Source organism: Nocardioides marmoribigeumensis (assembly GCF_031458325.1).
Lineage (GTDB): Bacteria > Actinomycetota > Actinomycetes > Propionibacteriales > Nocardioidaceae > Marmoricola_A > Marmoricola_A marmoribigeumensis.
The window spans coordinates 872,312-896,383 of record NZ_JAVDYG010000001.1; the positions used below are offsets into that span (position 1 = coordinate 872,312).

The 24,072-nt window shown below is 74.8% G+C and carries 20 protein-coding genes; 6 read left to right on the top strand and 14 right to left on the bottom strand.

Annotation, left to right across the window (positions count from 1 at the left end; translation table 11 throughout):
• Positions 1-29: 29 nt before the first annotated feature.
• The 7 genes from J2S63_RS04220 to mraZ form a co-directional block, all read right to left on the bottom strand.
• Positions 30-1,412, bottom strand: coding sequence for a UDP-N-acetylmuramoyl-tripeptide--D-alanyl-D-alanine ligase (locus J2S63_RS04220; RefSeq protein WP_310306584.1), 1,383 nt, complete (start codon positions 1,410-1,412; stop codon positions 30-32).
• Positions 1,413-1,417: 5 nt separating this feature from the next.
• Positions 1,418-2,947 (bottom strand): UDP-N-acetylmuramoyl-L-alanyl-D-glutamate--2,6-diaminopimelate ligase, encoded by a 1,530-nt coding sequence (locus J2S63_RS04225; protein ID WP_445376098.1) that lies wholly within the window; start codon positions 2,945-2,947, stop codon positions 1,418-1,420.
• Positions 2,948-2,956: 9 nt separating this feature from the next.
• Positions 2,957-4,864 (bottom strand): peptidoglycan D,D-transpeptidase FtsI family protein, encoded by a 1,908-nt coding sequence (locus J2S63_RS04230; RefSeq protein ID WP_310299028.1) that lies wholly within the window; start codon positions 4,862-4,864, stop codon positions 2,957-2,959.
• Positions 4,865-4,906: 42 nt separating this feature from the next.
• The gene (ftsL, locus tag J2S63_RS04235) at positions 4,907-5,497 is read right to left on the bottom strand and encodes a cell division protein FtsL (protein ID WP_310299031.1); all 591 of its coding nucleotides are present in this window, start codon (positions 5,495-5,497) and stop codon (positions 4,907-4,909) included.
• Entirely contained in the window at positions 5,494-6,543 is a 1,050-nt protein-coding gene (rsmH, locus tag J2S63_RS04240) for a 16S rRNA (cytosine(1402)-N(4))-methyltransferase RsmH (RefSeq protein ID WP_310299034.1), read from the bottom strand. The genes ftsL and rsmH overlap by 4 nt, the downstream gene beginning before the upstream one ends.
• Positions 6,544-6,555: 12 nt before the next feature.
• Positions 6,556-6,765 (bottom strand): hypothetical protein, encoded by a 210-nt coding sequence (locus J2S63_RS04245; RefSeq protein WP_310299037.1) that lies wholly within the window; start codon positions 6,763-6,765, stop codon positions 6,556-6,558.
• 271 nt (positions 6,766-7,036) lie between these two features.
• Positions 7,037-7,465 carry a division/cell wall cluster transcriptional repressor MraZ gene (gene mraZ, locus J2S63_RS04250; protein WP_310299040.1) on the bottom strand — a complete coding sequence of 143 codons (429 nt, stop codon included), beginning with the start codon at positions 7,463-7,465 and terminating at the stop codon, positions 7,037-7,039.
• Between the two features lie 237 nt (positions 7,466-7,702).
• Here mraZ and J2S63_RS04255 point away from each other — a divergent pair, with 237 nt between their 5' ends.
• Genes J2S63_RS04255 through J2S63_RS04265 form a run of 3 tightly spaced genes read left to right on the top strand, consistent with a single transcriptional unit; the run spans position 7,703 to position 12,467 of the window.
• Positions 7,703-8,689 (top strand): AAA family ATPase, encoded by a 987-nt coding sequence (locus tag J2S63_RS04255; RefSeq protein ID WP_310299043.1) that lies wholly within the window; start codon positions 7,703-7,705, stop codon positions 8,687-8,689.
• A gap of 17 nt (positions 8,690-8,706) precedes the next feature.
• Positions 8,707-10,032 (top strand): DUF58 domain-containing protein, encoded by a 1,326-nt coding sequence (locus tag J2S63_RS04260; protein ID WP_310299048.1) that lies wholly within the window; start codon positions 8,707-8,709, stop codon positions 10,030-10,032.
• Positions 10,029-12,467: a transglutaminase TgpA family protein gene (locus J2S63_RS04265; protein ID WP_310299051.1), complete on the top strand. Its 2,439-nt coding sequence runs from the start codon at positions 10,029-10,031 to the stop codon at positions 12,465-12,467. Before J2S63_RS04260 ends, J2S63_RS04265 begins: the two co-directional genes overlap by 4 nt.
• A gap of 108 nt (positions 12,468-12,575) precedes the next feature.
• Here the strand turns inward: J2S63_RS04265 and J2S63_RS04270 are convergent, their stop codons facing one another.
• The 6 genes from J2S63_RS04270 to J2S63_RS04295 all read right to left on the bottom strand — a co-directional run bounded on the left by J2S63_RS04270 (position 12,576) and on the right by J2S63_RS04295 (position 19,882).
• A complete protein-coding gene (locus tag J2S63_RS04270) occupies positions 12,576-13,025 on the bottom strand; it encodes an SCO2097 family morphological protein (RefSeq protein WP_310299054.1) in 450 nt (149 codons plus the stop codon).
• A gap of 122 nt (positions 13,026-13,147) precedes the next feature.
• On the bottom strand, positions 13,148-14,425 hold the full coding sequence (locus tag J2S63_RS04275) for a DNA polymerase Y family protein (RefSeq protein ID WP_310299057.1): 1,278 nt from the start codon (positions 14,423-14,425) through the stop codon (positions 13,148-13,150).
• 33 nt (positions 14,426-14,458) lie between these two features.
• Positions 14,459-15,238, bottom strand: a complete 780-nt coding sequence (locus J2S63_RS04280) for a methyltransferase (protein ID WP_310299059.1) — start codon at positions 15,236-15,238, stop codon at positions 14,459-14,461.
• A gap of 58 nt (positions 15,239-15,296) precedes the next feature.
• The gene (locus J2S63_RS04285; protein WP_310299062.1) at positions 15,297-18,989 is read right to left on the bottom strand and encodes a DNA polymerase III subunit alpha; all 3,693 of its coding nucleotides are present in this window, start codon (positions 18,987-18,989) and stop codon (positions 15,297-15,299) included.
• 4 nt (positions 18,990-18,993) lie between these two features.
• A complete protein-coding gene (locus J2S63_RS04290) occupies positions 18,994-19,488 on the bottom strand; it encodes an SAV_6107 family HEPN domain-containing protein (protein WP_310299065.1) in 495 nt (164 codons plus the stop codon).
• Positions 19,489-19,498: 10 nt separating this feature from the next.
• Entirely contained in the window at positions 19,499-19,882 is a 384-nt protein-coding gene (locus J2S63_RS04295) for a DUF6504 family protein (RefSeq protein ID WP_310299067.1), read from the bottom strand.
• 254 nt (positions 19,883-20,136) lie between these two features.
• Between J2S63_RS04295 and J2S63_RS04300 the strand changes: the two genes are divergently transcribed.
• Positions 20,137-20,697: a YbaK/EbsC family protein gene (locus J2S63_RS04300; RefSeq protein ID WP_310299070.1), complete on the top strand. Its 561-nt coding sequence runs from the start codon at positions 20,137-20,139 to the stop codon at positions 20,695-20,697.
• Between the two features lies 1 nt (position 20,698).
• Positions 20,699-22,003 carry a phytoene desaturase family protein gene (locus J2S63_RS04305; RefSeq protein ID WP_310299072.1) on the top strand — a complete coding sequence of 435 codons (1,305 nt, stop codon included), beginning with the start codon at positions 20,699-20,701 and terminating at the stop codon, positions 22,001-22,003.
• Between the two features lie 21 nt (positions 22,004-22,024).
• On the opposite strand, the gene metF is transcribed toward J2S63_RS04305, so the two are convergent.
• Positions 22,025-22,954, bottom strand: a complete 930-nt coding sequence (gene metF / locus J2S63_RS04310) for a methylenetetrahydrofolate reductase [NAD(P)H] (RefSeq protein WP_310299074.1) — start codon at positions 22,952-22,954, stop codon at positions 22,025-22,027.
• A 37-nt stretch (positions 22,955-22,991) separates the two neighbouring features.
• Here metF and J2S63_RS04315 point away from each other — a divergent pair, with 37 nt between their 5' ends.
• Entirely contained in the window at positions 22,992-24,068 is a 1,077-nt protein-coding gene (locus J2S63_RS04315) for a polyprenyl synthetase family protein (protein ID WP_310299075.1), read from the top strand.
• Positions 24,069-24,072: the final 4 nt, after the last annotated feature.

Here is a 24,072-nt window from a genome sequence, read left to right on the forward strand (position 1 = left end):
TGAGCTCTTGGTTCGCTCGCTGCGCTCTCTCACGCGTCGACCTCCAGCAGCGCCGAGGCGACCTCGTCGAGCCGGGCGCCGCGGGAGGCCTTGACCAGCACCACGTCACCCGCCCCCGTGTGCTCCTGCAGCCACGCGACCGCGGCGGCGTTGTCCTGCACCTGCACCGGCTCCTCCTCGGAGGTCTCGCTGGCCCCCTCGACGATCGCCGCCGCCGCCGGGCCGACCCCCACGACCCTGGCGACACCGAGCTCGCCGGCCAGTCTGCCGACCGCGCGGTGCTCCTCGGCGCTGGACTCGCCCAGCTCGAGCATCTCGCCGAGCACGGCGACCGACCGGCCACCGCGTCCGCGCGCCAGGGCGACCAGCGCCCGCAGCGCGGCGGCCATCGAGTCGGGGTTGGCGTTGTAGGCGTCGTTGAGCACGCACGACCCGTCGGGCCGCTCGTGCAGCTCCATCCGCCAGCGCGAGAGCGCGGTGACCTCCCCCAGCTGCTCGGCGACCACGTCGAGGTCCATCCCGAGCCCGAGGGCGACGGCCGCCGCCGCGGTGGCGTTGTCGGCCATGTGCTCGCCCAGCAGGCGCAGGCGCACCCGGGCCGAGCGGCCGTCGTACGCGAGGGTGAAGGTGGGCCGCCCGTCGGGACCGACCTCGAGCTCCGAGAGGCGTACGGCGGCGCCCGCGCCGCGCCCGAAGCCCAGCACGCGGGCCGAGGTCCGGGCCGCCATCGCGGAGACCAGCGGGTCGTCGGCGTTGAGCACGGCGAGCCCCGCCTCGGGAAGGGCCTCGACGAGCTCGCCCTTGGCGGTGGCGATGTCCTGCTGGGTGCCGAACTCGCCGAGGTGGGCCTTGCCGACGTTGAGCACGAGCGAGACCGAGGGGCGGGCGATCCGGCACAGCTCGGCGATGTGGCCGATGCCGCGCGCGCCCATCTCGAGCACGAGGAACCGGGTGCCGGCATCGGCGCGCAGCACGGTCAGCGGGAGGCCGAGCTCGTTGTTGAAGGAGCCGGCGGTGGCGATCGTGGCGCCCGCCGCGGGCAGGACCCCGGCGAGGAGGTCCTTGGTCGAGGTCTTGCCCTGCGAACCGGTGAGCCCGACGACCCGCAGCCCGGGCAGACGGTCGAGGACGTGGTGGGCCAGGCGCTGGAGCGCGTCGCGGACGTCGGCGACGACGACGGCAGGCACGCCCACCGGTCGCGACCCGAGCACCGCGGCGGCGCCGGAGGACACCGCCCCCTCGGCGAACCGGTGCCCGTCGGCCTTCTCCCCGGCGAACGCCGCGAACAGCCCACCCGGGACGACCTCGCGGGAGTCGAGGAAGGCGGGGCCGGTCACCACGACCGACGCGGCGCCGGGGACGTCGTCGGCGACGGTGCCCCCGACCACCTCGGCGACCTCGGCCAGGCTCATCGGGATCACGCGACGACCTCCCGCAGCGCCGCCCGCAGCTCGTCGCGGTCGTCGAAGGGGTGCTTGCGGCCGTCGACCTCCTGGCCGGTCTCGTGGCCCTTGCCGGCCACGACCAGGCAGTCGCCGGGCCGCGCCAAGGAGACCGCGAGCCGGATGGCCTCGCGCCGGTCGCCGACCTCGTGGACCTCGGCCTGCCCCTCACGTGCGCCGGCGAGCACCTCGGCACGGATCGCGGCCGGATCCTCCGAGCGCGGGTTGTCGTCGGTGACCACCACCACGTCGGCGAGCCGCGCGGCGATCTGGCCCATCACCGGCCGCTTGCCGCGGTCGCGGTCGCCGCCGGCACCGATCACGATGACCAGCCGTCCGCTGCAGCCCCCGCGCAGGGAGGTCAGCACCGCCTCGACGGCGTCGGGCTTGTGGGCGTAGTCGACGACGGCGGTGAAGCCCTGCCCCTCGTCGACCGGCTCCATGCGGCCCGGGACCCCGGCCGCGCGGCCGAGCCCGTCGGCCACGGCCGCGAGGTCGAAGCCCAGCTCGGCGAGCCCGGCGATCGCGCAGACCGCGTTGGCCACGTTGAAGTCGCCCGGCAGCGGCACGTGCACGCGCACCGTCTGGTCGGGGCCGCCGGGGCCGCCGGGACCGCCGGGGCCGCGCAGGGTGAAGTCGGAGCCGGCGCCGCCGGCGACCACGTCGGTGGCGATCCAGTCCGCCTCGGACGCGCGGCCGAAGGAGCGCATCGGGATCGCGCCGCGCTCGAGCAGCCGCCGGCCGTAGGGGTCGTCGGCGTTGACCAGCCCGAGGCGTGCCCGCTCGGGGGTGAACAGCTGGGCCTTGGCCTCGAAGTACTCATCCATGTCGGCGTGGAAGTCGAGGTGGTCGCGCCCCAGGTTGGTGAAGGCGGCGACGTCGAAGACCACGCCGTCGACCCGGCCCATCACGATCGCGTGGCTGGAGACCTCCATCGCGCAGCCCTCGACGCCCTGCTCGCGCATGACCGCGAAGAGCGCGTGCAGGGCCGGCGCCTCGGGCGTGGTGAGCGCCGACGGCACGTCCTCCCCCGCGATGCGGGTGCCGACCGTGCCGACGACGGCCGCGGTCGAGCCGGAAGCCGCGAGCGCGGCCTCGGCGAGCCGGGTGGTCGTGGTCTTGCCCTGCGTGCCGGTCACGCCGAGCAGCCGCAGGTCGGCCGCTGGGTCGCCCAGCAGGAACGCGGACAGGTCGCCGAGCACCGCGCGCGGGGAGGGGACGACGAGGACGGGCAGGCCCACGCGGTCCTGCTCCACCAGGCGCGCACCCTCCTCGTCGGTGAGCACCGCCACCGCCCCCGACCTGGCCGCCTGGCTGGCGAAGCGCGCCCCGTGGGTCGTGGCCCCCGCGGGCGCGACGTAGAGGTCGCCCGGCTGGACCGCGCGGCTGTCGACGGTGATGCCCGTCAGGTCCACCCGGCGCCCGGACTCCAGCGGGACCCCGAGCCGCTTCGCCACAGCGCCGAGCGCAGTGTGCGCCGGCTGCGCCGGCCTCGTCCGGACCACGCTGGAACGCTAGCGCAGCCCGAGGCCGGCGGCGGCGCCGCCTGCGGGCCCGTCCTCGTCGCCGAAGCGCTCCTCGAGGGCGGCCCGCTCCTGGTCGCCCTGGGGGCCGGAGCCGGGCACCCACTCCACCGGGGTGCGCAGGGGCGCGGAGCCGCTCGGCGGCACGGCGTACTTCTGCAGGAGGTAGCCCATCACCTTGCGGAAGACCGGACCGCCGGTCGCGCCGCCGCCACCGCCGTTGCGCGGCTTGTGCACCACGACGTAGACGGTGAAGCGCGGGTCGTCGGCCGGGGCGAAGCCGGCGAAGGAGACGGTGAAGTCGCGCCCGTAGCAGCCGCACTTGGGGTCGATGCGCTGGGCCGTGCCCGTCTTGCCGGCCACGCGGTAGCCCGGGATCGCCGCCATGCCGGCGGTGCCCTCGACCGGGTCGGTGACCATCTCCATCATCTGGGCGGTCTCGCGCGCGGCCCTCGGGCTGACCACGCGGCGCGTCTGCGCGACGGCGCTGCCGGTCACGCGGCCCTGCGTGTCGACCACGCGCCCACGCACCAGGCTCGGCTGGATGTACACCCCGCCGTGGGCCACGGTGTTGACCGCGGCGGCCATCTGGACCGCGGAGACCGCGACACCCTGGCCGAAGGCGATGTTGTCGCGCTCGACCTGGATCCAGTCGCCCCACGGCGACAGCAGGCCGGGACCGCCACCGAGGCCCTCGATGCCGACCCGCTCCCCCTCGCCGAAGCCGTGGAGGTAGCGGTAGAGCTGACGGGCCGGCATCTGCCGCGCGGCCAGCGCGGTGCCGATGTTGGAGGACTTGGCGATGACGCCGGTCATCGTCAGGCGCAGCGTGCCGTGGTCGAAGTAGTCGCCGATCACGCGGTCGGAGGACTTGAGCTTCTCCGGGACGGTGATGCGGGTCAGCGGGTTGACGTAGCCGGCGTCGACCAACGAGGCGGCGGTCAGCACCTTCTGCACCGAGCCCGGCTCGTAGACGTCGCGGAACGCCGCCGCCCCGAGGTGGTCGCTCTTGTCGAAGTAGTCCCCGTTGGCGTCGTACGACGGGTAGTCGGCGACCGCGACCAGCTCACCGGAGCGGGAGTCCATCACCACGACCGAGCCCGACGCGGCGCGGGCCGACTGGACCGCCTGGCGCAGCACGCGCTGGGTGTAGAACTGCACGTCGCGGTCGATGGTGAGGTGCAGGTCCTTGCCGTCCTGCGGCTCGACGCGGCTGTTGTCGCCCAGCGGGATGCGGTTGCCACCGCCCACGTCGTAGACCGCGTGACCGTCCTTGCCGGCCAGCAGCGAGTTGTAGATCATCTCGAGCCCGCCGCCGGCGTCGCCGTTGCGGTTCATGAAGCCGAGCAGGTTGGCGCCGACGTCCTTGCCGGGGTAGCTGCGGACCGGGTCCCAGCGGGTGTCGATGCCCTTGTAGCCCAGGTCGTCGAGCTCCTTGACCGCCGCGCGCGCCTTCTCCGAGGGGATGCGGCGGGCGACGTAGCCGAAGTGGTTCTCCGTGCCGTCCGGGCGCTTGGCGTCGGTGAGCACGTCGACCGTCTGGATGTAGTCCAGCCCCAGCCGGTCGGAGAGCAGCTGGGCGATCTTGGGGGCGTCCTTCTCGGTCCTCGTCGGGTCGGCGACGATCATCAGCCCGTCGAGGGACTCGGCCATCGGGACGCCGTTGCGGTCGAGGATCGCGCCGCGCGTGGCCGGCAGCTCCTCGGTCACCGCGCCGAGCGAGCGGGCCTTGGCGGCGTAGGCCGCGGCGTCGACCCCCTGCAGCTGCAGCAGCCGCGCGGCGAAGATCGAGACCACCATCGCGATGAGGATGAACCCCACCCGCAGCCGTCGCAGCGAGGTGAGCCGGACACCTTCCAGGCGCGAGGTCCGGGGTCGCCGCGTGGGTGGCTGGGGCACGGGTGGGTCTCCTGGAGCCGGGTCGAAGGGGTCAGGGGGAGGTCAGCGGTCTGCCCGCTCCCCCGAGCGTGCCTGGTGCCGGCCGGGAAGCAGCCCAGGCGCGCCGGTGCCCTCGCTCTCGGCCTGCGTCTGGCCGTCCTCGACCGGGGCGTAGACCACGTCGGGCTTGGGCTTGAAGGAGTCGGGCATCTGCTGCGGCAGCGGCCGGATCCGGAAACGGCTCTCCCCGGTGGCCGGCTGCGGCACGCCCAGGACGGTCCCGTCGGACAGCTTGAGGAAGGCCGGGGTCACCATCGGCACCATGCCCAGGCGGGCCGCCTCCTCGCTCACCCGCTGCGGGTCGCGCAGGTTGTCTAGCTCCATGCGCAGCTGCTGCTCCTTGGCGTTGAGCAGGGTCGCCTGCTGCTCGAGGCGAGTGGCCTTGAAGCTGGCCTGCTGCATCGAGGTGTTGAACATCAGCAGCAGCACCACCCCGCCGAGCAGCACGACCGCGACGAGGATGACGAACGGGGTGCGCGGGGCCACCGGACGCTGCCGGGGCACGACGGTCAGCCGCGCCCGCTCCACCGCGCTCTCGGCCAGCCGGGCGAACCTGACCCGCTGTCGCGCCGCGTTCCCCGTGTGGATGCTCATCGATGTCCCCTCGTCGTCGTCCTGCTGCCTGTGCTGCCTGTGCTGCCTGTGCTGCCTGCGCTGCGTCTGCTGCCTGTGCCGTGCTGCTGCCTGCTGCCCCGCGGCCTGACCCGCTCCGCCGCGCGCACGCGCACCGACTGCGCGCGGGGGTTGTCCTCGACCTCGGCGGCGTCGGCCTGCTCCGCTCCCCGGGTGACCAGCCGCAGCTCGGGCTGCAGCTCCTCGGGGACCACCGGCAGGTCCGGGGGCACGTCGAGCCGGGTCGCCTCGGCCAGGACCTGCTTGGTCATCCGGTCCTCCAGCGAGTGGTAGGACATGACGACCAGCCGCCCGCCCACGCGCAGCGAGTCGACCGCCGCGGGCAGCGCCCGGCGCAGCCCGCCGAGCTCGTCGTTGACCTCGATGCGCAGCGCCTGGAAGGTGCGCTTGGCTGGGTGGCCGCCGGTGCGGCGGGCCGCGGCGGGGATCGCGTCGCGGAGCAGCTCGACCAGGCGCGCGCTGGTCGTGAACGGCTCCCGTTCGCGCTCCCGCACGACGCGGGAGGCGATGCGGCTGGCGAAGCGCTCCTCGCCGTACTCCCGGAGGATGCGGGTCAGGTCGCCGGCGGAGTAGGTGTTGAGCACCTCGGCGGCGGTCGTCCCGCCGGTCGGGTCCATGCGCATGTCGAGCGGCGCGTCCTCGGCGTAGGCGAAGCCGCGCTCGCGCAGGTCCAGCTGCATGCTCGAGACGCCGAGGTCGAAGAGGATCCCGTCGGCCCCGTCGAGGCCGAGGTCCCGCAGGACCTGCGGCAGCTCGTCGTACAACGCGTGGACCAGGTCGGTGCGGTCGGCGAACCGCTCCAGGCGGGCGCCGGCGCGCTCGAGGGCCTCGGTGTCGCGGTCGATGCCGACCAGGTGGACGTCGGGGAAGCGCTCGAGCAGGGCCTCGCTGTGGCCGCCGAGCCCGAGCGTGCAGTCGACCACGACCGCGCCCGGCCGGGACACCGCAGGCTCCAGGAGCGCGACGACCCGGTCGAGGAGGACCGGGACGTGGCGGGGGGCGGTCATCGTGGGCACCGCTCAGCCGATCCGCGAGAGCGCGAAGGTGAGCAGCAGGGTCAAGGAGGTGGACGCGGCGGCCGAGAACGCCGCGACCGCGACCCCGTCGCGGACCTCGTAGCGGACGCGTCGACTGCAGCGCCGGTTCTCCAGCGCCGCCTGGCGCAGGGCGTCCATCGCTGCCGCGTCGAGGCGACGTGACCCCGGCGCCCCCGGCAGCGAATGACTCATCTCGACCCTCGACCCGTCGGGCGGGCCCGCGGCGATCGCGGGGCCAGGTCCCCGTCCGCTCTCCCTGGGAGGTGGTCCTCTGTCACCGGGGAAGGTGTGACAGATGACCGGGGAGCGGACGTGAGCCTCGTCCCGCGAGACCGTGGTCCCGCTGGTGTGCTGCTGGCTGCTGTGCTCGGTGCTGCGGTCCTGCTGGGTGCTGCTGGTGCTCTGGTGCTGATCGGTGGTGGTGCTGGGTGGTGCAGGGTGGAGCGTCTGGTGGGGCAGGGACTCAGATCCCGGGGAAGACCTCGTCCGAGAGCTCGGCGAAGGACTCCTCCTGCTGGGCCGAGTAGGCCGTCCAGGCCGCCTCGTCCCAGATCTCGAGCCGTGTCATCGCGCCGATCACGACCACGTCCTTGCTGAGCGAGGCCCACTCGCGCAGCAGGGGCGGCACCGTGATGCGGCCCTGCTTGTCCGGGGTCTCCTCCGAGGAGCCCGAGGAGAACATGCGGATGTAGTCCCGGGCGGCCTTGTTGGAGACCGGTGCTTCTCGCAGCCGTTCCGTGATGCGGGCGATCTCTGCCTGCGGCCACACGTAGAGGCAGTGCTCCTGCCCTCGCGTGACCATCAGCCCGTCCGCCAGCTGGTCCCGGAACTTCGCGGGAAGGAAGAGGCGCCCCTTGTCGTCCAGCTTGGGCGTGTAGGTGCCGAAGAACATCCGACACCTCCTGCCCGCAGGCCCACTGAAGGCTCCCTTTCCTCCACTGCGCTCCACTCTACTCCACTTCGCACCACCGTCAACGACATTCGCCCCACTTCCCCTCCCTTCGTCCTCCATCGGCGCAGGTCACGAGGCGGTCACGTCCGTGGAGTACGTCGCGGCGAGGCGTTCCGTCGGCTGGTCCCGCCTGAGAGAGTGGAGCGCGTCAGACACATCGAGCCGCTGGGAGGACGCGTGACGTCGACGACCGCGCAGGGCGGAGCCGCCGAGACGCTGGACGAGGTGGTCGAGGTGGCCGGGCGCATCCGCGCCAACGTCGAGCGCGTCATCGAGGGCAAGGGCGACGTCGTGCGCACCGCGCTCGTGGTGCTGCTCGCCGAGGGTCACCTGCTCATCGAGGACGTCCCCGGGGTCGGCAAGACCGTCCTGAGCAAGGCGCTGGCCCGCTCGCTGGACTGCACGGTCCGCCGCATCCAGTTCACCCCCGACCTGCTCCCCAGCGACGTGACCGGGGTGTCGGTGTTCAACCAGGACACCCGCGAGTTCGAGTTCCGGCCCGGGGGCGTGTTCGCCAACATCGTGGTCGGCGACGAGATCAACCGCGCCTCCCCCAAGACCCAGTCGGCGCTCCTGGAGTGCATGGAGGAGCGCCAGGTCACCGTCGACAACACGACCTACCACCTCGAGTCGCCGTTCCTGGTCGTCGCGACCCAGAACCCGATCGAGATGGAGGGCACCTACGCCCTCCCCGAGGCCCAGCGCGACCGGTTCATGGCCCGGGTCTCCATGGGCTACCCCGTCGAGTCCGCCGAGATCGCGATGCTCGACAACCGCGCCACCGCCAACCCGCTCGACGAGCTCACCGCGGTGACCGACGCCGAGACGGTGCGGCGTCTGGTCCGCTCCGTCGCGACCGTGCACGTCTCCCCAGCGGTCCAGCGCTACGTCGTCGCGATCGCCACCGCGACCCGCCAGTCCCCCGACCTCTCCCTCGGCGCCTCGCCCCGCGCGAGCCTCCACCTCGTCCGCGCCGCCCGCGCCTGGGCGGCCCTCGAGGGTCGCGACTACGTCGTCCCCGACGACGTCGACACCCTCACCGTCCCGGTGCTCGCCCACCGCCTCCTGCCGACCGTCGAGTCGGCGATGGGCGGACGGTCGGTCGAGCGCACCCTCCGCACGCTGGTCGGCGCGGTGCCCGCGCCGGCACCTGCTGCGCGCTGACGAAGGAGGGTCGCCCGATGACCCTGCGCCGGGTCCGCACCGCCGTCACCGACGGCTGGGACGCCCTCACCCCGCGAGGCCGCGGGTTCGTCTCGGGCGGCCTCAGCGCCCTGGCCGCAGCCCTCGCGCTGGGGCTCGACGACCTCGCCCGGGTCGGAGTGCTGCTGCTCGCCCTCCCCGTGGTCTCGACCAGCCTGCTGACCCGCCGCCCGCCACGGCTCGGGCTGTCCCGCACGGTCTCCCCGCGCACCCTGACCGTGGGCCAGCCGGCGCACGTCGATCTCCGCCTGAGCAACGAGGAGGGCCGCCCCGGCGGGGTGCTGCTCCTGGAGGAGCGCGTGCCCTACGCCCTCGGGTCGCGCCAGCGCTTCGTCATCGACCGGGCGCGGGGCCAGTGGGAGCGGACCGTCCGCTACACCGTCCGGTCCGAGGTGCGGGGACGCCACGTGCTCGGCCCGATGTCCGTCCGGTCCGCCGACCCGTTCGGCCTGGTCGAGCGTCGCCGCACGTTCGTGTCCACCACCCCGATCGTCGTGACGCCCCGGGTGGAGGCCCTCCCCGTGATCGGACTCTCCGGGTCGTGGACCGGCAGCGGCGACAACCGTCCCCGCGCCTTCTCCGGCGGCTCGGCCGAGGACGTCACCATCCGCGAGTACCGCCGCGGCGACGACCTGCGCCGCGTCCACTGGCGCTCCACCGCCCGCACCGGCGAACTGATGGTCCGGCGCGAGGAGCAGCCCTGGCAGTCGCGCGCGACCGTGTTCGTCGACAACCGCCACAGCTCCCACGCCGGCACCGGACCCTCCTCGTCCTTCGAGCGCGCGGTGTCCGTCGCCGCCTCGGTCGTGGTCCACCTGACCGCGCGCGGCTACCGGGTGCGGCTGGTCACGGCCGAGGGCACCCAGGACGCCAGCGCGTGGCACGAGCACGGCGTCGTGCGCAGCGAGGCGGGGCCCTTGCTCGAGGCGCTCGCCGTGCTCGAGTCCGTCGACCGGCTGCGGCTCGAGGCACCCTGGGCCCAGGGCCAGCAGAGCGGTGGCCTCCTCGTCGCCGTCCTCGGGGAGGGCCGGCCCTCCGACGCCGGCGTGCTGCGCCGCATGCGGCACAGCGCGGGCCTCGCCCTCGCCGTACGCCTCGACACCACGGCGTGGGAGCGCCGCCCGCAGAGCGCCGAGGAGGACCGCGGCGACCGGCCGACCGTCGCGTGGCTGCGCACGCAGGGCTGGCAGGCCACGGGCCTCGGTCCGCGCGACTCCCTGCCCGAGCAGTGGACCCAGCTCTCCGGGCGGCGCACCGCGGCCCGGCTCGCCGAGTCGAGCGCCGCGCAGGAGATGGCCCGATGAGCCGGCCCGAGGCCGCCCCGACCGCACGACGGATGCTCGTACGCCGCGGCGGCGGCACGCTCCTGCTGACCTCGCTCGCCGCGCTGGCGGCCTACTTCACCCTCACCGGCTGGTCCGACCTGGTCGCCGACCCCACCGGCTTCCTCGACCCTGTCGGGCGGATCACGATCGTCTACGCGGCGGTCTCGGTCCTGCTGCGGGCGACCGTGCTCCCGCGGTGGACCGTCATCGTGCTCCAGGCCTACCTGCTGTGGGTGCTGCTCAACCTCGACAGCCTCGGCCTCGAACTGCGCGACGCCCTGCTGCCCCTGCCCACCACGTTCGCCGACCACGTGGAGGCGATCAGCGACGGCGTCGCGGCCGCCCAGCGCTACACCTCCCCCGTCCCCGCGTCGGTCAGCTCCATCGACCCGCTGCTCGTGCTCGGCGGCGTCGGCATCGTGGCGCTGGTCGACCTGGTCGCGGTCACCCTGCGCCGGGTCCCGCTCGCCGGGCTGCCGCTGCTCGCGGCCTTCACCGTGCCGGTCGCGATCCTCGACGGCTTCCCGTGGCTGACCTTCGCGGTGGCCGGCACCTTCTTCGTGCTGCTCCTCGCCGCCGAGCACCTCAGCCGGCTCAGCCAGTGGGGACGCACCTTCGTCTCCCGGCGCCCCGGCGAGGAGCCCGCCGCGCTCGGGGCCGGCGAGGCGCTGCAGCGCAACGGGACGCTGACCCTGCAGATCGGCGGGGTCGCGCTGGTGGCGGCGGTGCTCGCGCCGCTCGCGCTGCCGACGTACGACGGGCTGTTCGACGGCAAGGGCCCCGGCCCCGGCGGCAAGGGCCGCACGGTCTCGCTGGAGAACCCGATCACCAACATGCAGCGCGACCTCGACCGCGGCGAGGACGTCCCCCTGCTCTACGTCACGACCGACGACCCCGACCCGTCCTACCTCCGCGTGACGGCACTGGACCGCTTCGACCGCGACACCTGGCGCCCCGGCCGGCGTGAGCTCCCGGCCGACCAGAAGGTCGCGGGCACCCTCCCGCCGCCGGTCGGGGCCGGACCGGCCTACCGCGGGCGGACCTACAACTACCAGCTGCAGGCCACCGACGAGCTCCGCTCGACCTGGCTGCCGCTGCCGTTCCCCGCCCTCTCCGCGACCGTCTCCGGCGACTGGCGCTACGACCTCGGCACCCGCGACGTGCGCGCCATCCAGGACGAGGTCACCACCGCCGGGCTGAGCTACCAGGCGTCGGGTGACGTCGTCGAGCCCGTCGCGCGGCAGCTGGTCACCTCCCGCCCCGCGCCCGCCTCGGTCGCGCGTGCCGGCACCGAGCTGCCGTGGCGGACCACCCCGAGCTGGCTCCAGGACGTCGTCGACGGCATCACGCGCGAGGCCGACTCGGACTTCGGTGCCGCCGTCGCGATGCAGCGGTGGTTCCGCAGCGACGGCCGGTTCCGCTACTCCACCGACAACGCCGACGGCAGCGGGCTCGACGCCCTGCGCTCGTTCCTCACCGTCGACCGCGTGGGCTACTGCGAGCAGTTCGCCACGGCCATGTCGCTGATGGCCCGGGTCTACGGCATCCCCGCACGGGTCGCGGTCGGGTTCCTCAAGCCCGACCCGATCGGCCAGGGCCAGTGGGTCTACAGCACCCACGACCTGCACGCGTGGCCCGAGCTGTTCTTCGAGGGCGTGGGCTGGGTGCGGTTCGAGCCGACCCCGGGCGCCCGGCTCGGGGCGGCCCCGCCGGTCTACACCCGCGGCACCGTGCCCCGGCTCACCCCCGACGACCCGGCGTCGTCGCTGAGCGCCGCACCGTCGGCCAGGCCGACCCGTCCCACCCGGCAGGACACCACCGCGGCGGGCGGCGCCTCCGGCGAGGGCGGCGGCCCCTCACCGTGGTGGCCGGTCGGTGCCGTGGCGGTCCTGTGCGTGCTGCTCGCCCCGCGCGGCGTGCGCGAGGCTGCTCGCCGTCGCCGCGTCGCCGGCGAGGACGGCGCCGCGCTGGTCGAGGGGGCCTGGGCCGAGCTGCGGGCGACCGCCCTCGACCTCGGGCTGGGCTGGGACGACCGGGTGACGGTCCGCGTCCGCGCAGCCGCGCTGGCCCAGGTGCTGCGGCGCGGCGCGGTCGGTGGCCGGCGCACCTCGGCCGACGCGGTGGTCGCCGAGCCCGTGGCTCGCGAGTCGCTGGACGCGCTCGTCGAGCTGGTCGAGCGCAGTCGCTTCGCCGCACGCCCGGCCACCTCCGAGCAGGGCCACGAGGCCGTCGTCGCCGGCGGTGTCGTGGCCGAGGCGCTGCGGCAGCGGGTCCCCGAGCGCACCCGGCTCCAGGCCACCTGGCTGCCGCGGTCGGTCACCGCACCGGCCCGGCCCGGCGTGGTGTCGGTGGCCGCGCAGGCCCGCGCCGCAGCCGCCCGCGGGGACGAGGAGCGCGACAGCGTGCGCCTGTGAACCGACGACACCCCCGGCAGGGCCAGGGGTGTCGGGGTCGTCGGGGTCGTCGGGGTCGTCGGGGTCCTCGAGGTGCGAGGTCGTCCGGGCCGGTGCGTCGGCCGAGGTTCAGAAGCCGTTGCCGCCCTCGCGACGGCGACGCCAGCGCTCCTCGAAGCGCTCCATCATCGAGCCGTGGCTGGTGCCGCGCTTGGGCGCGCGAGCCGCGCGGCCTCGGTGGGCCTTGCCGCCGCGGATCACGCGGAGCGGGCCCGGGTCCTCGGGCGCCGACGGCGCGGCCGCCGCGGCGTCGCGGGCACGCCACGAGCTGAGCGCGAGGTAGGCGGATCCGAGCATCAGCAGGAAGCCGACGATGCCGACCGCGACCATCGGCAGCACGACGCCGGCCATGAGGGCGCCGAGACCGAGGACGAACCCCACGGCTCCGATGACGACCTGGCGGCGTGCGCGCTGGCGCAGGCGGGTGCCTCGGAGCGTGGAGGCGAGCTTGGGGTCCTCCGCGACGAGAGCGCGCTCCATCTGCTCGAGCAGTCGGAGCTCCTCTTCCGAGAGCGGCATCGGTTGCCTCCCGTTGACGTGTGTGACTCGATTCTAGGCGGCCGTTCCACACGGTGGTAGCGCCGATCAGAAAATGCCCCCCTCGCCGCGGATCATGCCCACCCTCGGGGTGGGACGCGACCTCACGGTCGCCCCGGTCCGAGCAGCGAGGCGGGCCGGACCGCCGCGTCACCGAAGCGCGTCGCGGCCCGGTCCACGGCCCGGTCGGCCTCGGCCCAGCCCTGCGGACGCTCGCCCAGGACGAGCTGCCGGGTCACGCCTCGACGGGGCTGGAGGTTCTCCACGCGGACCCCGACGAGCCGGACCCGGGCCCGCTGGAGGCCCAGCCCGGCGAAGACCTGGCGGACGGTGTCGTAGACCTCGTGGGTCACGTCGGTCGGCTCGGACCGGGTGCGCGTGCGGGTGATCGTGGTGAAGTCGGCGAACCGCACCTTGACCGTCACCGTGCGCCCGACGACCTCTGCGGCCCGCATGCGGGCGGTCACCTTGGCGGTCAGCCGCAGGAGCTCGCGCAGCAGCACCTGGGGGTCGTCGGTGTCGCGGCCGAAGGTCTCGTCGGCCCCGACGCTCCGGTCGGGGCCCGGGTCGGACCCGAGCACGCCGGCCGGGAGCGGGAACCCGCGCTGCGAGGCCCGCGGGCCACCACCGCCGGCCACCAGCCGGTCGTCGATCCCCCAGGCCAGGTCGTGCACCTGGGCGCCGAAGGCGCGACCGAGCGCACGCTGCACGGTGGACCGCGGGGTGTGGGCGACGTCGCCGACCGTGCGCAGGCCGAGCCGCTCGAGCTGGGCGACCGTCTTGTCCCCCACGCCCCAGAGCTCGCCGACCGGCAGGGGGTGCAGGAACCCCACCACGTCCGCGGCCGGGACGACCAGCTGCCCGTCGGGTTTGGCCCGCTTGCTGGCGACCTTGGCCACCCCGATGGTGTCGGCCGCCCCCACCGAGCAGGTGATCCCCTGCTCGTCGTGCACGCGGGCCCGCACCAGCGCCCCGATCTCGGCAGGTCCTCCGAGCAGCCGCACGGAGCCCTGGACGTCGAGGAACGCCTCGTCCAGCGACAGCGGCTGCACCACCGGGGTGACCTGACCGAAGATCTCGAGCACCGAGCGGGACACCGCGGAGTAGAGCGCGTAGTCGGGACGCAGCACCTCGGCCTCGGGGCACAGCCGCCTGGCCCTGGTCATCGGGATGCCGGAGCGGACGCCGCTGCGCCGCGCCTCGTAGCTGGCCGACAGCACCACGCCACGGTGGCCCCCGCCCACGATCACCGGCACGCCCTGCAGCGACGGGTCGTCGCGCGTCGCCACGGCGGCGTAGAAGGCGTCCATGTCGACGTGGAGCACCGTGGTGGGGACGCGGTCAGGAGGCGGGGCCGGGCCACCGGCGGTCGGCGCGCTCACGCCGTCGCTCGCCGGGCGGCGGGAGGACGCCGGTCAGGTGCGGAGGGTGAGGGCGTGCACCTGGGTGGCCAGGGTGAGGTACTCGGGTCGCTGGGCCACGGCCTCCTCGAGCAGCGCCAGCGCCGCCGCGGCCCCGGGCTCGAGGTCGACCAGCGAGCTGGGCACCAGGTCGCTGAACACCCGGACCGCGTGCAGCGCGGGCTGCGCGAAGCCCGCCGCCAGGAGCAGGTCGGCCAGTTCGTCGGCGGTGAACCGGTGGGGAGTGCCCACTGGCCCGTCGGCCGCGGGGTCGAGGGTCGCGAGGGCCTGCTCGAAGTGGCCGGCCATCGCCCGCGCGAGCACGGCGGCGTGGCGCTGGGCGCACAGCAGGCTGAGCAGCCCGCCCGGGCGCAGCACGTCGCGGAGCACGGCGAGGGCGGCCGCCGGGTCGTCGACGATCTCCAGGACGCCGTGGCACAGGACCGCGTCGAGGCCCTCGACCCCCTCCTCGCGGAGCGCGTCCAGGCTCGACAGGTCGCCCTGCAGCCCGGTGACCCGGTCGTCCACGCCGGTCTCGCGCGACCGCCGGTCGAGGATCGCCAGGGCGTCGGGGCTGGGGTCGACCACGGTGACCCGGTGCCCGAGCTCGGCGACCCGGACCGCGAAGCCACCCGTGCCGCCGCCGATGTCGAGGACGTGGAGGGGTGCTGCCCCGGGTCCGTCGGGTCCGTCGTGGGGAGCGAGCCGTCCGAGGCCCTCGGACAGCGCCGACCAGACCACGGCCGTGCGGGTGCGGGACCGCGTCTGGCTGTGACTCTCCCGGGCTCCGACCATGGGCCCCACCCTAGGAGACGACCGCCCGACCCGGCGCCGGACACGGCCCTGCTCGTCCTCATCGTCCGCTGCTCCCCGGCGAGGAGTGCCACAGCTTGCGTGGCGCCTGTCCGCCCGCGGCACCGCTCGCCGGCTCGGCCGTTGGGTCGAGGAGCGCGTGCACGGCAGCCGTGCCGCCGGCGCGCCAGGCCTCGAACAGGGTGGTGAGGTCCCAGCAGCCCGTGGCCCGCAACGAGACCCCTCGACGCCCCGTGCGCCGCAGCTCCCCGCGGGCGACGAGCAGCCAGGAGTGGAAGACGGTGGTGGCGCACGGACCCAGCGCGTCCTCGAAGAAGGTGAGGTCGACCGGGCCCGTGGAGTCGTCGAGGGTGAGGAAGACGACCCGTCGCCCGGAGCGGATCGGCGGGGTCTGGGTGGCGACCTTGACCCCGGCGACCAGCATCGGCCGGTCGGTGCGACGAGGGCGCAGCAGGTCGCGGGAGCGGACGACGCCCAGCTCGTCGAGGAACGCGTCGTAGAGCTCGACCACGTGACGACTGGTGTCGAGCCCGAGCACCTCGAGCTCGGCGTGCACCCGCTCGGCGGCGTCCATCTCGGGAAGGCCGCTGGTCTCGCCCTCGTGGAGCAGGTCGACCGGCCCGTCGCCGAGGTCGAGGGCCAGCTGGACCGAGTCGACCGGGGCGGGCGGCGGCGTGGCGAGGGACTGCGCCGCCGCCCGGCCCCACACGCCGCTGCGCCCGGGCCCGCTCCCGCCGGCGGAGTTGCGGTCGACGGCCTGCTCCAGACGCGAGGCCGCGGCCGGGGCGCGACGCCGCCCGGAGACGCCCCGGGCGGACCCGGCCCGCTGGAGAACCCGGGTGTGACGGTCGAGGTCGGCGACCAGCAGCAGCAGGTCGCGCCGGGTGACGGTGCCGCGGCGGGTCTGTCCTCCCCGTGGCTCGCCTGGCGAGCCGCCCACGTCGCGGATGCGGTGGATCCGGTCGAAGCCACCGGCGACCACGAGGTGCTCCACCACCGGTCGGGAGACCCCCGCGCGCTGCCAGAAGTCGGTGAGGGAGGTGTAGGGGCGCGCCGCGACGATGCGCGCGACCTCGGCCTCGGTGATGCCCTTGACCTCGGCCAGCGGCACCCGGATGCCGTCACCGTCGTCGAGTCGGACGACGGTGTAGGTGGCCTCGCTGTGGTCGACGTCGACCCCGAGCACGGCGATGCCGAAGTGGCGGGCGTCGTCGAGCAGGAGACGTTTGGGGTACATGCCGGGGTCGTGGGTGAGCACCCCAGCGAGGAACGCCGCGGTGTGGTGGGTCTTGAGCCAGGCCGACTGGTAGGTCGGCAGCGCGAACGCGGCGGCGTGGGCCTTGCAGAACCCGAAGGACGCGAAGGCCGCGATGACCCTCCAGACCTGCTCCACCACGGTCAGGGCGTAGCCGCGTCCGAGGGCCCGGGGGAAGAACCAGGTCCGGACCTCGGCCATGCCCTCGACGCTGCCGAGCGCCCGGCGCGCCTCGTCGGCCTCGGCGTAGCCGCAGCCGGTGAGCTGGGCGACGATCTCGATCACCTGCTCGTGGTAGACCACGACCCCGCGGGTCTCCCGCAGGATCGGGCGCAGGTCGTCGTGGAGGTAGGTCGGCAGGCGGTAGCCGTGCTTGGCCTCGAGGTAGGGCGTGATCATGTCGCTCTTGACCGGGCCGGGCCGGAACAGCGAGATGTCGGCGATGATCTCGCCGAAGGTCTCCAGGCCCGACTTGCCCACGAGCTCGCGCTGGCCGGGCGACTCGATCTGGAAGATGCCGAGCGTGCGGGCGGTGCCGATCAGCTCGAAGGTCGCCGGGTCGTCGAAGGGCACCTGGGCCGGGTCGTCCAGGTCGATCTCGACGCCCTCGACGCGGCGCACCTCGGCGACCGCGTGGGCCATCGCCGACTGCATCCGGATGCCGAGCACGTCGAGCTTGAGCAGGCCGAGGTCCTCCACGTCGTCCTTGTCGAACTGGCTCATCGGGAAGCCGGCGAAGCTGGCCTCGACGGGCGTGCGGTCCAGCAGGGTGTGGTCGGACAGCAGGACGCCGCACGGGTGCATGGCGATGTGGCGGGGCAGGCCGTCGAGACGCTCGGCAAGCGAGAACAGCAGCCCCAGCCGCTGCTCGCCGAGCCCGGCGGCGCGCAGCTCGGGCAGGTCACGCAGGGCCGCGCGGGCGTCGCGCGCCCGGACGCGCGGGAACGCCTTGGCGATGGCATCGAGCTCGCCGCCGGGCAGGCCGAGCGCCGCCCCGACGTCACGGATCGCGTGACGGACGCGGTAGGTCTCGCGCATCGACACGCTCACGCAGCGCTCGCCGCCGTAGCGGTCGAGGACCGCCTCGTAGATCTCCAGGCGTCGGGCCGACTCGACGTCGAGGTCGATGTCGGGCAGGTCGCGCCGCAGCGGTGAGAGGAAGCGCTCCATGAGCAGGCCGTGCCGGATCGGGTCGACGCCGGAGACCCCGAGGAGGTAGTTGACCAGGCTCCCCGCCCCCGACCCGCGGGCGGCGGACCGGATGCCGCGCTCGCGGACCAGGTCGCAGACGTCGGCGACGGTGAGGAAGTAGGAGGCGTAGCCGAGCGAGGCGATCAGCTGCAGCTCGTCGTCGAGGCGCTTCCAGATGCGTTGGCGGGGCGCGTCGCCGTAGCGGCGGCCCACCGCGCCCTCGCACCTGGCGCGCAGGACGTGGTCGGCCGAGACCAGCCCGCCCCGGGTCACCTCGGGGGCGAGCTCGGGGAAGTGGACCTCCCCGAGGCCGAGGTCGCGCCGGGGGTCGAGCGCGCACCGGTCGGCGAGCACCCGTGTGCGGGCGGTCAGCGCGCGGCACTCCCGGCCGTCCAGGCCACCGAACCGGCCGACCTCCTCGACGGCGACCGCCATCTCCTTGCCGGACTTGAGGTAGCCCTCGGCGTTGCGCCGGTCGAGGTGGCGCAGGTCGAGCGGCACCAGCCGACGGGCGGCGTCGAGCACGTCGGTCACGACCGCGTCGCGGCGGTCGGCGTGACGGACCAGGTTGCTCACCACCGCGGGCAGCCCCTCGGCGCGCGCGGCCCGCGCCATCCAGGCGGCATGGAGCGCGGCACCGGCACCGGACCCGCCGACGCGGTGGTTGACCACCTCGACGGCCAGGTCGGCGGGGTCGAACAGGTCGCGCCAGCGTCGCAGCACCGCTCGGGCGTGGTCGCCGCGGCGAGCGGTGGCGGCGAGCCCGACCTCGGACGCGGGACCGAGCAGCGCCACCACGTCGCGGCCGGCGGCGTGCTCGGCCACCAGGTCGAGGCTGCACACCGGGTCGCCGCGGTCACCGAGGAGGTGGGTGGCCGAGACCAGCCGGCAGATCGCCGCCCACCCCTGCTTGCTGCCCGCCAGGAAGGTGACTCGCGGGAGCCGGCGGTCTCGGGTCGCGCCACCCCGGGCCGGGGTGCGGGGACGCGGGGCCGGCCGGTCCCCGTCGTGGCGACCGTCCCGACCCGACCCCCTGCCCGGGCCGTTCGCCGGCCGGAGGAGTCCCGAGGGGGCGAGGGCCAGGTCGACGCCCAGGACCGGCCGGAGGCCCGCCCGCTGGCAGGCCTTGACGAAGCGGACTGCGCCGTAGACGCCGTCACGGTCGGTCAGTGCGAGCGTGTCCATCTCGTGCTCCGCGGCGCGACCGACCAGCACGTCGGGCAGCGAGGCCCCGTGCTGGAGGGAGTAGCCGGACGCGACGTGGAGGTGGACGAACGGGTCGCCCACCGCGCTAGCCGAGCCGGGCGAGCCGGTCGACGCAGGGCCGGTGGGGGGCCAGGCCCAGCGACTCCTCCACGATCGCGAGGAACCGGTCGGCCTCCCGCACCAGGTCGTCGGCCTCGCGCTCGGTCACCGCGCCACGGGCCCCCGAGGCCGCCGCGGCCCGCTTGGCCGCGCCCTGGGAGAAGAACGCCGCCCACTCGGCGAGCTCGGGGGCCACCTCGGCCAGCAGGACCCAGGCGTTGCGCTGCGGGCGGCGCCGCCGGGGCTGCACGTCGGGACGGGCACGGGCCGCCAGCATCGCCGCGGTCGCCCGCAGGGCTGCCATGTGGGCGTGGGCGTAGCGCAGTCCCACGTCACCCACGGTGATCGCCTCGCTCAGCGCCCGGGCGGAGCGCTCGAGGTAGGCGAAGCTGGCCGCCGGCACCGCGAACGGGTCGGTCGGGCCCGGCGGGAGCACGGTGGGACCGGTCGGCGCAGTCGTCGACCTCGTCGTCGTCGTCATCGGGCGGGCCTCAGTCCACGCACCGGGCGAGCAGCCAGGTGCCGTCGGCCCAGTCGAAGACCAGGTCGAAGACACCGCGGCCCTCGCGGGTGGCGTTGCGTCCGGCGGCCGCCTCGACCCGCCAGACCTCGCGCTCGGCGAGCGGGTCGGTGGCCGGGTCAGGGGCCGGGATGACCGTGGTGGCCTCGCCGGCCCGGCGGCCCTCGTCCGTGCCGCGGGCGGCGTCGGCCTCCGCGGACTGCCACCACGGCCCGGTCTCCACCCAGCGGGAGAGCACGTCGGCGACCTTCCACAGCCGGCCCCGCCACAGGAACTGCTCAGGGCCCTCCACGGGTCCCTGGGCTCCCCTCACCATGCCCCGGCGGACCTCCACCGGGTCGTCGTACCTGCGCATCCCCAACCTCCACGGATCGTGCGTGCCCTCCGGACACCGGCGGGCTCGCCGCGTGTCCCTGCCTGTTGTCCTCGACCCGTCCGACCCCGACTGCTGCGCACGCTCCCCTCGCTCACCTGAGCGTGAGAGGGTGCGTGGCGGGGGTGGGGGTCGAGGTCACCCCCGCCAGGTGTTCGAACAAGTGTTCGAACGATCGTCAAGGTAGTCGCCGCTCTCACGTGGCGTCAACCCCGAGTCGAGAGCTGTGGAGGACCGTGAACCCGTCGAACCCCTCGAGCCCCGGCCCCTCCACGTCCCCCACTCCACCGGGGACCACCGACAGTTCTGCCGAGGACGGCGCCGGCGCCCGCGAGCACGCCTCGATCACCGCGTTCCGCGCCGCGCTCGCCGAGGCCGGCGGGACCGGACGCGTCGTCGTGCTGCCCTCCTCGGTCCACACCGCCGCGCTGGCCGCGGAAGCGCTGGGCTGCGAGGTCGGCGCCATCGCCAACAGCCTGCTGTTCGACGCCGCCGGGTCCCCCGTCCTGGTCCTCACCAGCGGTCGCCACCGCGTCGACACCGCCAAGGTCGCCGCCGAGCAGGGCCTCCCGCCCCTGAAGCGCGCCACCCCCGAGTTCGTCCGTGAGCACACCGGCCAGGTGATCGGTGGCGTCTCCCCCCTGGCCCACCCCTCACCGGTGCCGACCTACCTCGACCGGGCCCTGCGCGACTACCCCGAGCTCTGGGCCGCCGCCGGGCACCCGGCCGCCGTCTTCAGCACGACGTACGACGAGCTGCTCGCGCTCACCGGCGCGCGCGAGATCGAGGTGGGCTGAGGTGGCACGCGTCGCCGTCGTCGGCGGTGGGCTCGGCGGCTGCGCCAGCGCCGCCCGGCTGGCCAAGCTCGGGCACGAGGTGACGCTCGTCGAGGCGCTCCCGAGCCTCGGCGGGGCGATCGGGGTGACGCGCCAGGACGGCTTCGAGTGGGACACCGGCCCGGCCACGACCGCGCTCCCGGCCGTGCTGCGCGACCTGTTCCGCAAGTCCGGCCGGCCGCTGGAGCGCGAGCTCGACCTCGTGCCGGTGCAGCCGATGCGCGAGCACCGGTTCGTCGACGGCACCCGGGTCGTCCTGCCCTCGGGCAGCCGCAGCGAGCAGATCCAGGCGATCGACGAGGGCCTGGGGGCCGGCACCGGCCGCCAGTGGGCCGACTACGTCCACAGCCAGGCCGAGCGCTGGGACCTGCTCCGACGCGACTACCTCGAGCGCCCCTGGTCCCCCACCGGCGCGTCGAGGGAGACCCAGGACCTGCTCCGCAGCCGGCTGATGATGCACAAGGCGGTCACCCGCGCCTTCAAGGACAAGCGGCTGCAGACCCTGGCCTGGCACCACGCCGTGCAGGGCGGTCACGACCCGCGCAACGTGCCGGCGTGGTTCGGGATCCTCGACTACGTCGAGCAGACCTTCGGCACCTGGACGTTCCCCGGCGGCTTCGGCCGCCTCGCCGAGCTGCTGACCAAGCGGCTCGGGGAGCGCGGCGTCGCGGTGATGACCGGCACGACCGCCAAGGACCTCGCGATGGGTCCGCAGGGCCCGCAGGCCGTCGAGACCACGAGCGGCACGGTCGACTGCGACAAGGTCGTGGTCGCCGTCGACCCCCGCCGCCTGCCCGCGCTGCGCGAGCACGTGGACCGCTCGATGCCCGCCCTCCCCCCGGCGGTCTGCCACGTCGGGCTCGCCCAGGAGGTGCCCGACATGCCGCACGAGATCGTCGTCCACGACGAGTACGTCATCAGCGTGCGCACCGACGGCCGCGCCCCGGCCGGCAAGTCGGCCTGGACCCTGATCGGTCGCGGCAAGCTCTCGGAGGACCTGGTCATGGCCCTGGCCCGCAAGCGCATCGACCTGCGCGACCTGGTCGAGACACGGGTGGACCTGTCCCCCCGCCAGCTCGTCGAGCAGTGGTCCGGCTCGCCCGCGGGCGTCCTGTGGCAGGGCCGGGCGACCGTCACCGACCGGCTCTCGGTCGAGACCCCGCTGCCCGGGGTCTACGCCGCCGGGGCCCACACCGGGGGCGGCGGCTGGGTCCCGTTCGTCGGGCTCACCGCAGCCGTGGTCGCCGACGCGATCGGGCCCGCCTGAGGCTCGCGCGAGACGTCCTGCCTAGCCCACGGGGAGGCGGAGGTTGGCGTAGATCTCGCTGGTCGCCTTGGACTTGTTGAGCGTGTAGAAGTGCAGCCCCGGCGCCCCGTCGGAGAGCAGCGACTCGCACAGCTCGGAGGCGACCGCGATGCCGGCGCGGCGCACCGCCTCGGCGTCGCCCTCCTGCTCGGCGATCCGGCTGACCACCGAGGCGGGCACCTCGCGCCCGGAGAGCTCGGCCATGCGGGTCACCTGGCGCAGGCTGGTGATCGGCATGATGCCCGGGACGATCGGGATCGTCACGCCGGCGGCGTGGGCGCGCTCCACGAGGGAGGCGTAGTCCGAGGCCTGGAAGAACATCTCCGTGATCGCGAACTCGGCGCCGGCGGACTGCTTGGCCAGCAGCACCGCGACGTCGTCGTCGAGCGTGGCGGCCTCCCGGTGGCCCAGCGGGAACGCGGCGACGCCGACGGAGAAGTCACCGAGCCGGCGCACCAGCGCGACCAGCTGGCTGGCGTAGGTCAGGCCGCCGGGCGCGGTGACCCAGGGTGTGCCGGGTCCGGCCTCGGGGTCGCCGCGCAGCGCCAGGACGTTGCGGATGCCGGCGCCGGCGAGGTCGCGCACGACCTGCGTCATCTCCTCGCGCGTGTGGCCGACGCAGGTCAGGTGCGCCATCGGCACCATCGTCGTCTCGACGGCGATCTTGCGCGTGATGCCGATCGTGCGGTCACGCGTGGAGCCGCCGGCGCCGTACGTCACCGACACGAACGTCGGCTGCAGCCGCTCCAGCGAGCGCAGGGTCTCCCACAGCGCGACCGTCCCAGCCTCGTCGCGGGGAGGGAAGAACTCGAAGGAGAACGACAGTCCCTGGGCGAGCAGCTCGGGCACCCGGGGGCCCGGCTTGACGGCCGCACGGGCCGGGGCGGCCGGGTCGCGAGGGTCGGTCTCCATGTCGGTAGACGTTACGGGGCAGGGATACGCTCGCGCGGTGACCGCCGAACCCTGGGACGACGCCCGCTTCCGCGCCGACGTGCAGGACGTGCTCGACACCTTCGTCTCCGCCCAGGCCGAGGCCCTGGTGGACCTCGGCCCGGACGCCCGCCGGCTGACCGACGCGGCCTCGGCCGCGGTCCACGGCGGCAAGCGCTTCCGGGCGATGTTCTGCCACTGGGGCTTCCGCGCGGTGCGCCCGCCGGCCGACGACGCCGAGACCCGCGGGCTGCTCCGCGCGACCGCGTCGCTGGAGCTGCTGCATGCCTCCGCCCTGGTCCACGACGACTTCATGGACGCCTCCGACACCCGCCGCGGCCACCCGGCGGCGCACAAGGCGTTCGAGGCCGAGGCGCGTGAGGCGGGGTGGCCCGGCCAGCCGGAGCAGTACGGCGCCGCGGCCGCGATCCTGCTCGGCGACCTGCTCCTGTCCTGGGCCGACGAGCTGCTGCGCGGCTGCGGGCTCGAGGGCGCGCGCGTGCTCGACGCCCTGCGGGTCTTCGACCTGACCCGCACCGAGGTGGTCACCGGCCAGTTCCTCGACGTCTCGGTGCAGGCGCGGGGCGAGTCCGACGTCGACCAGGCGATGCGGGTCCTGCGCTACAAGTCGGCGAAGTACTCCGTCGAGCGACCGCTGCACGTGGGCGCGGCCCTCGCCGGCGGCGACGAGGCGGTCCACACCGCCCTCACGGCGTACGGCGTCCCGTTGGGTGAGGCGTTCCAGCTGCGGGACGACCTGCTGGGCGTCTTCGGCGACCCCGAGGAGACGGGCAAGCCGGCCGGCGACGACCTGGCCGAGGGCAAGCGCACCGTGCTCGTGGCGCTCGCGCTCGAGGGCGCCGACCCCGAGGACGCGCGGCGGCTCGACGACGCGCTCGGCCGGCCGCTGGCCGACGAGGAGGTCACGCGGCTCCAACGGCTCATCGAGCGCACCGGGGCGCCCGCCCAGGTGGAGAAGCGCATCGAGGGGCTGACCGCCGACGCGCTGCGCGCCCTGGCCGACGGACCGTTCACCGACGAGGCCCGCGGGCGCCTGACCGACCTGGCCAGGGCCGCGACCCAGCGCGCGGTCTGACCGG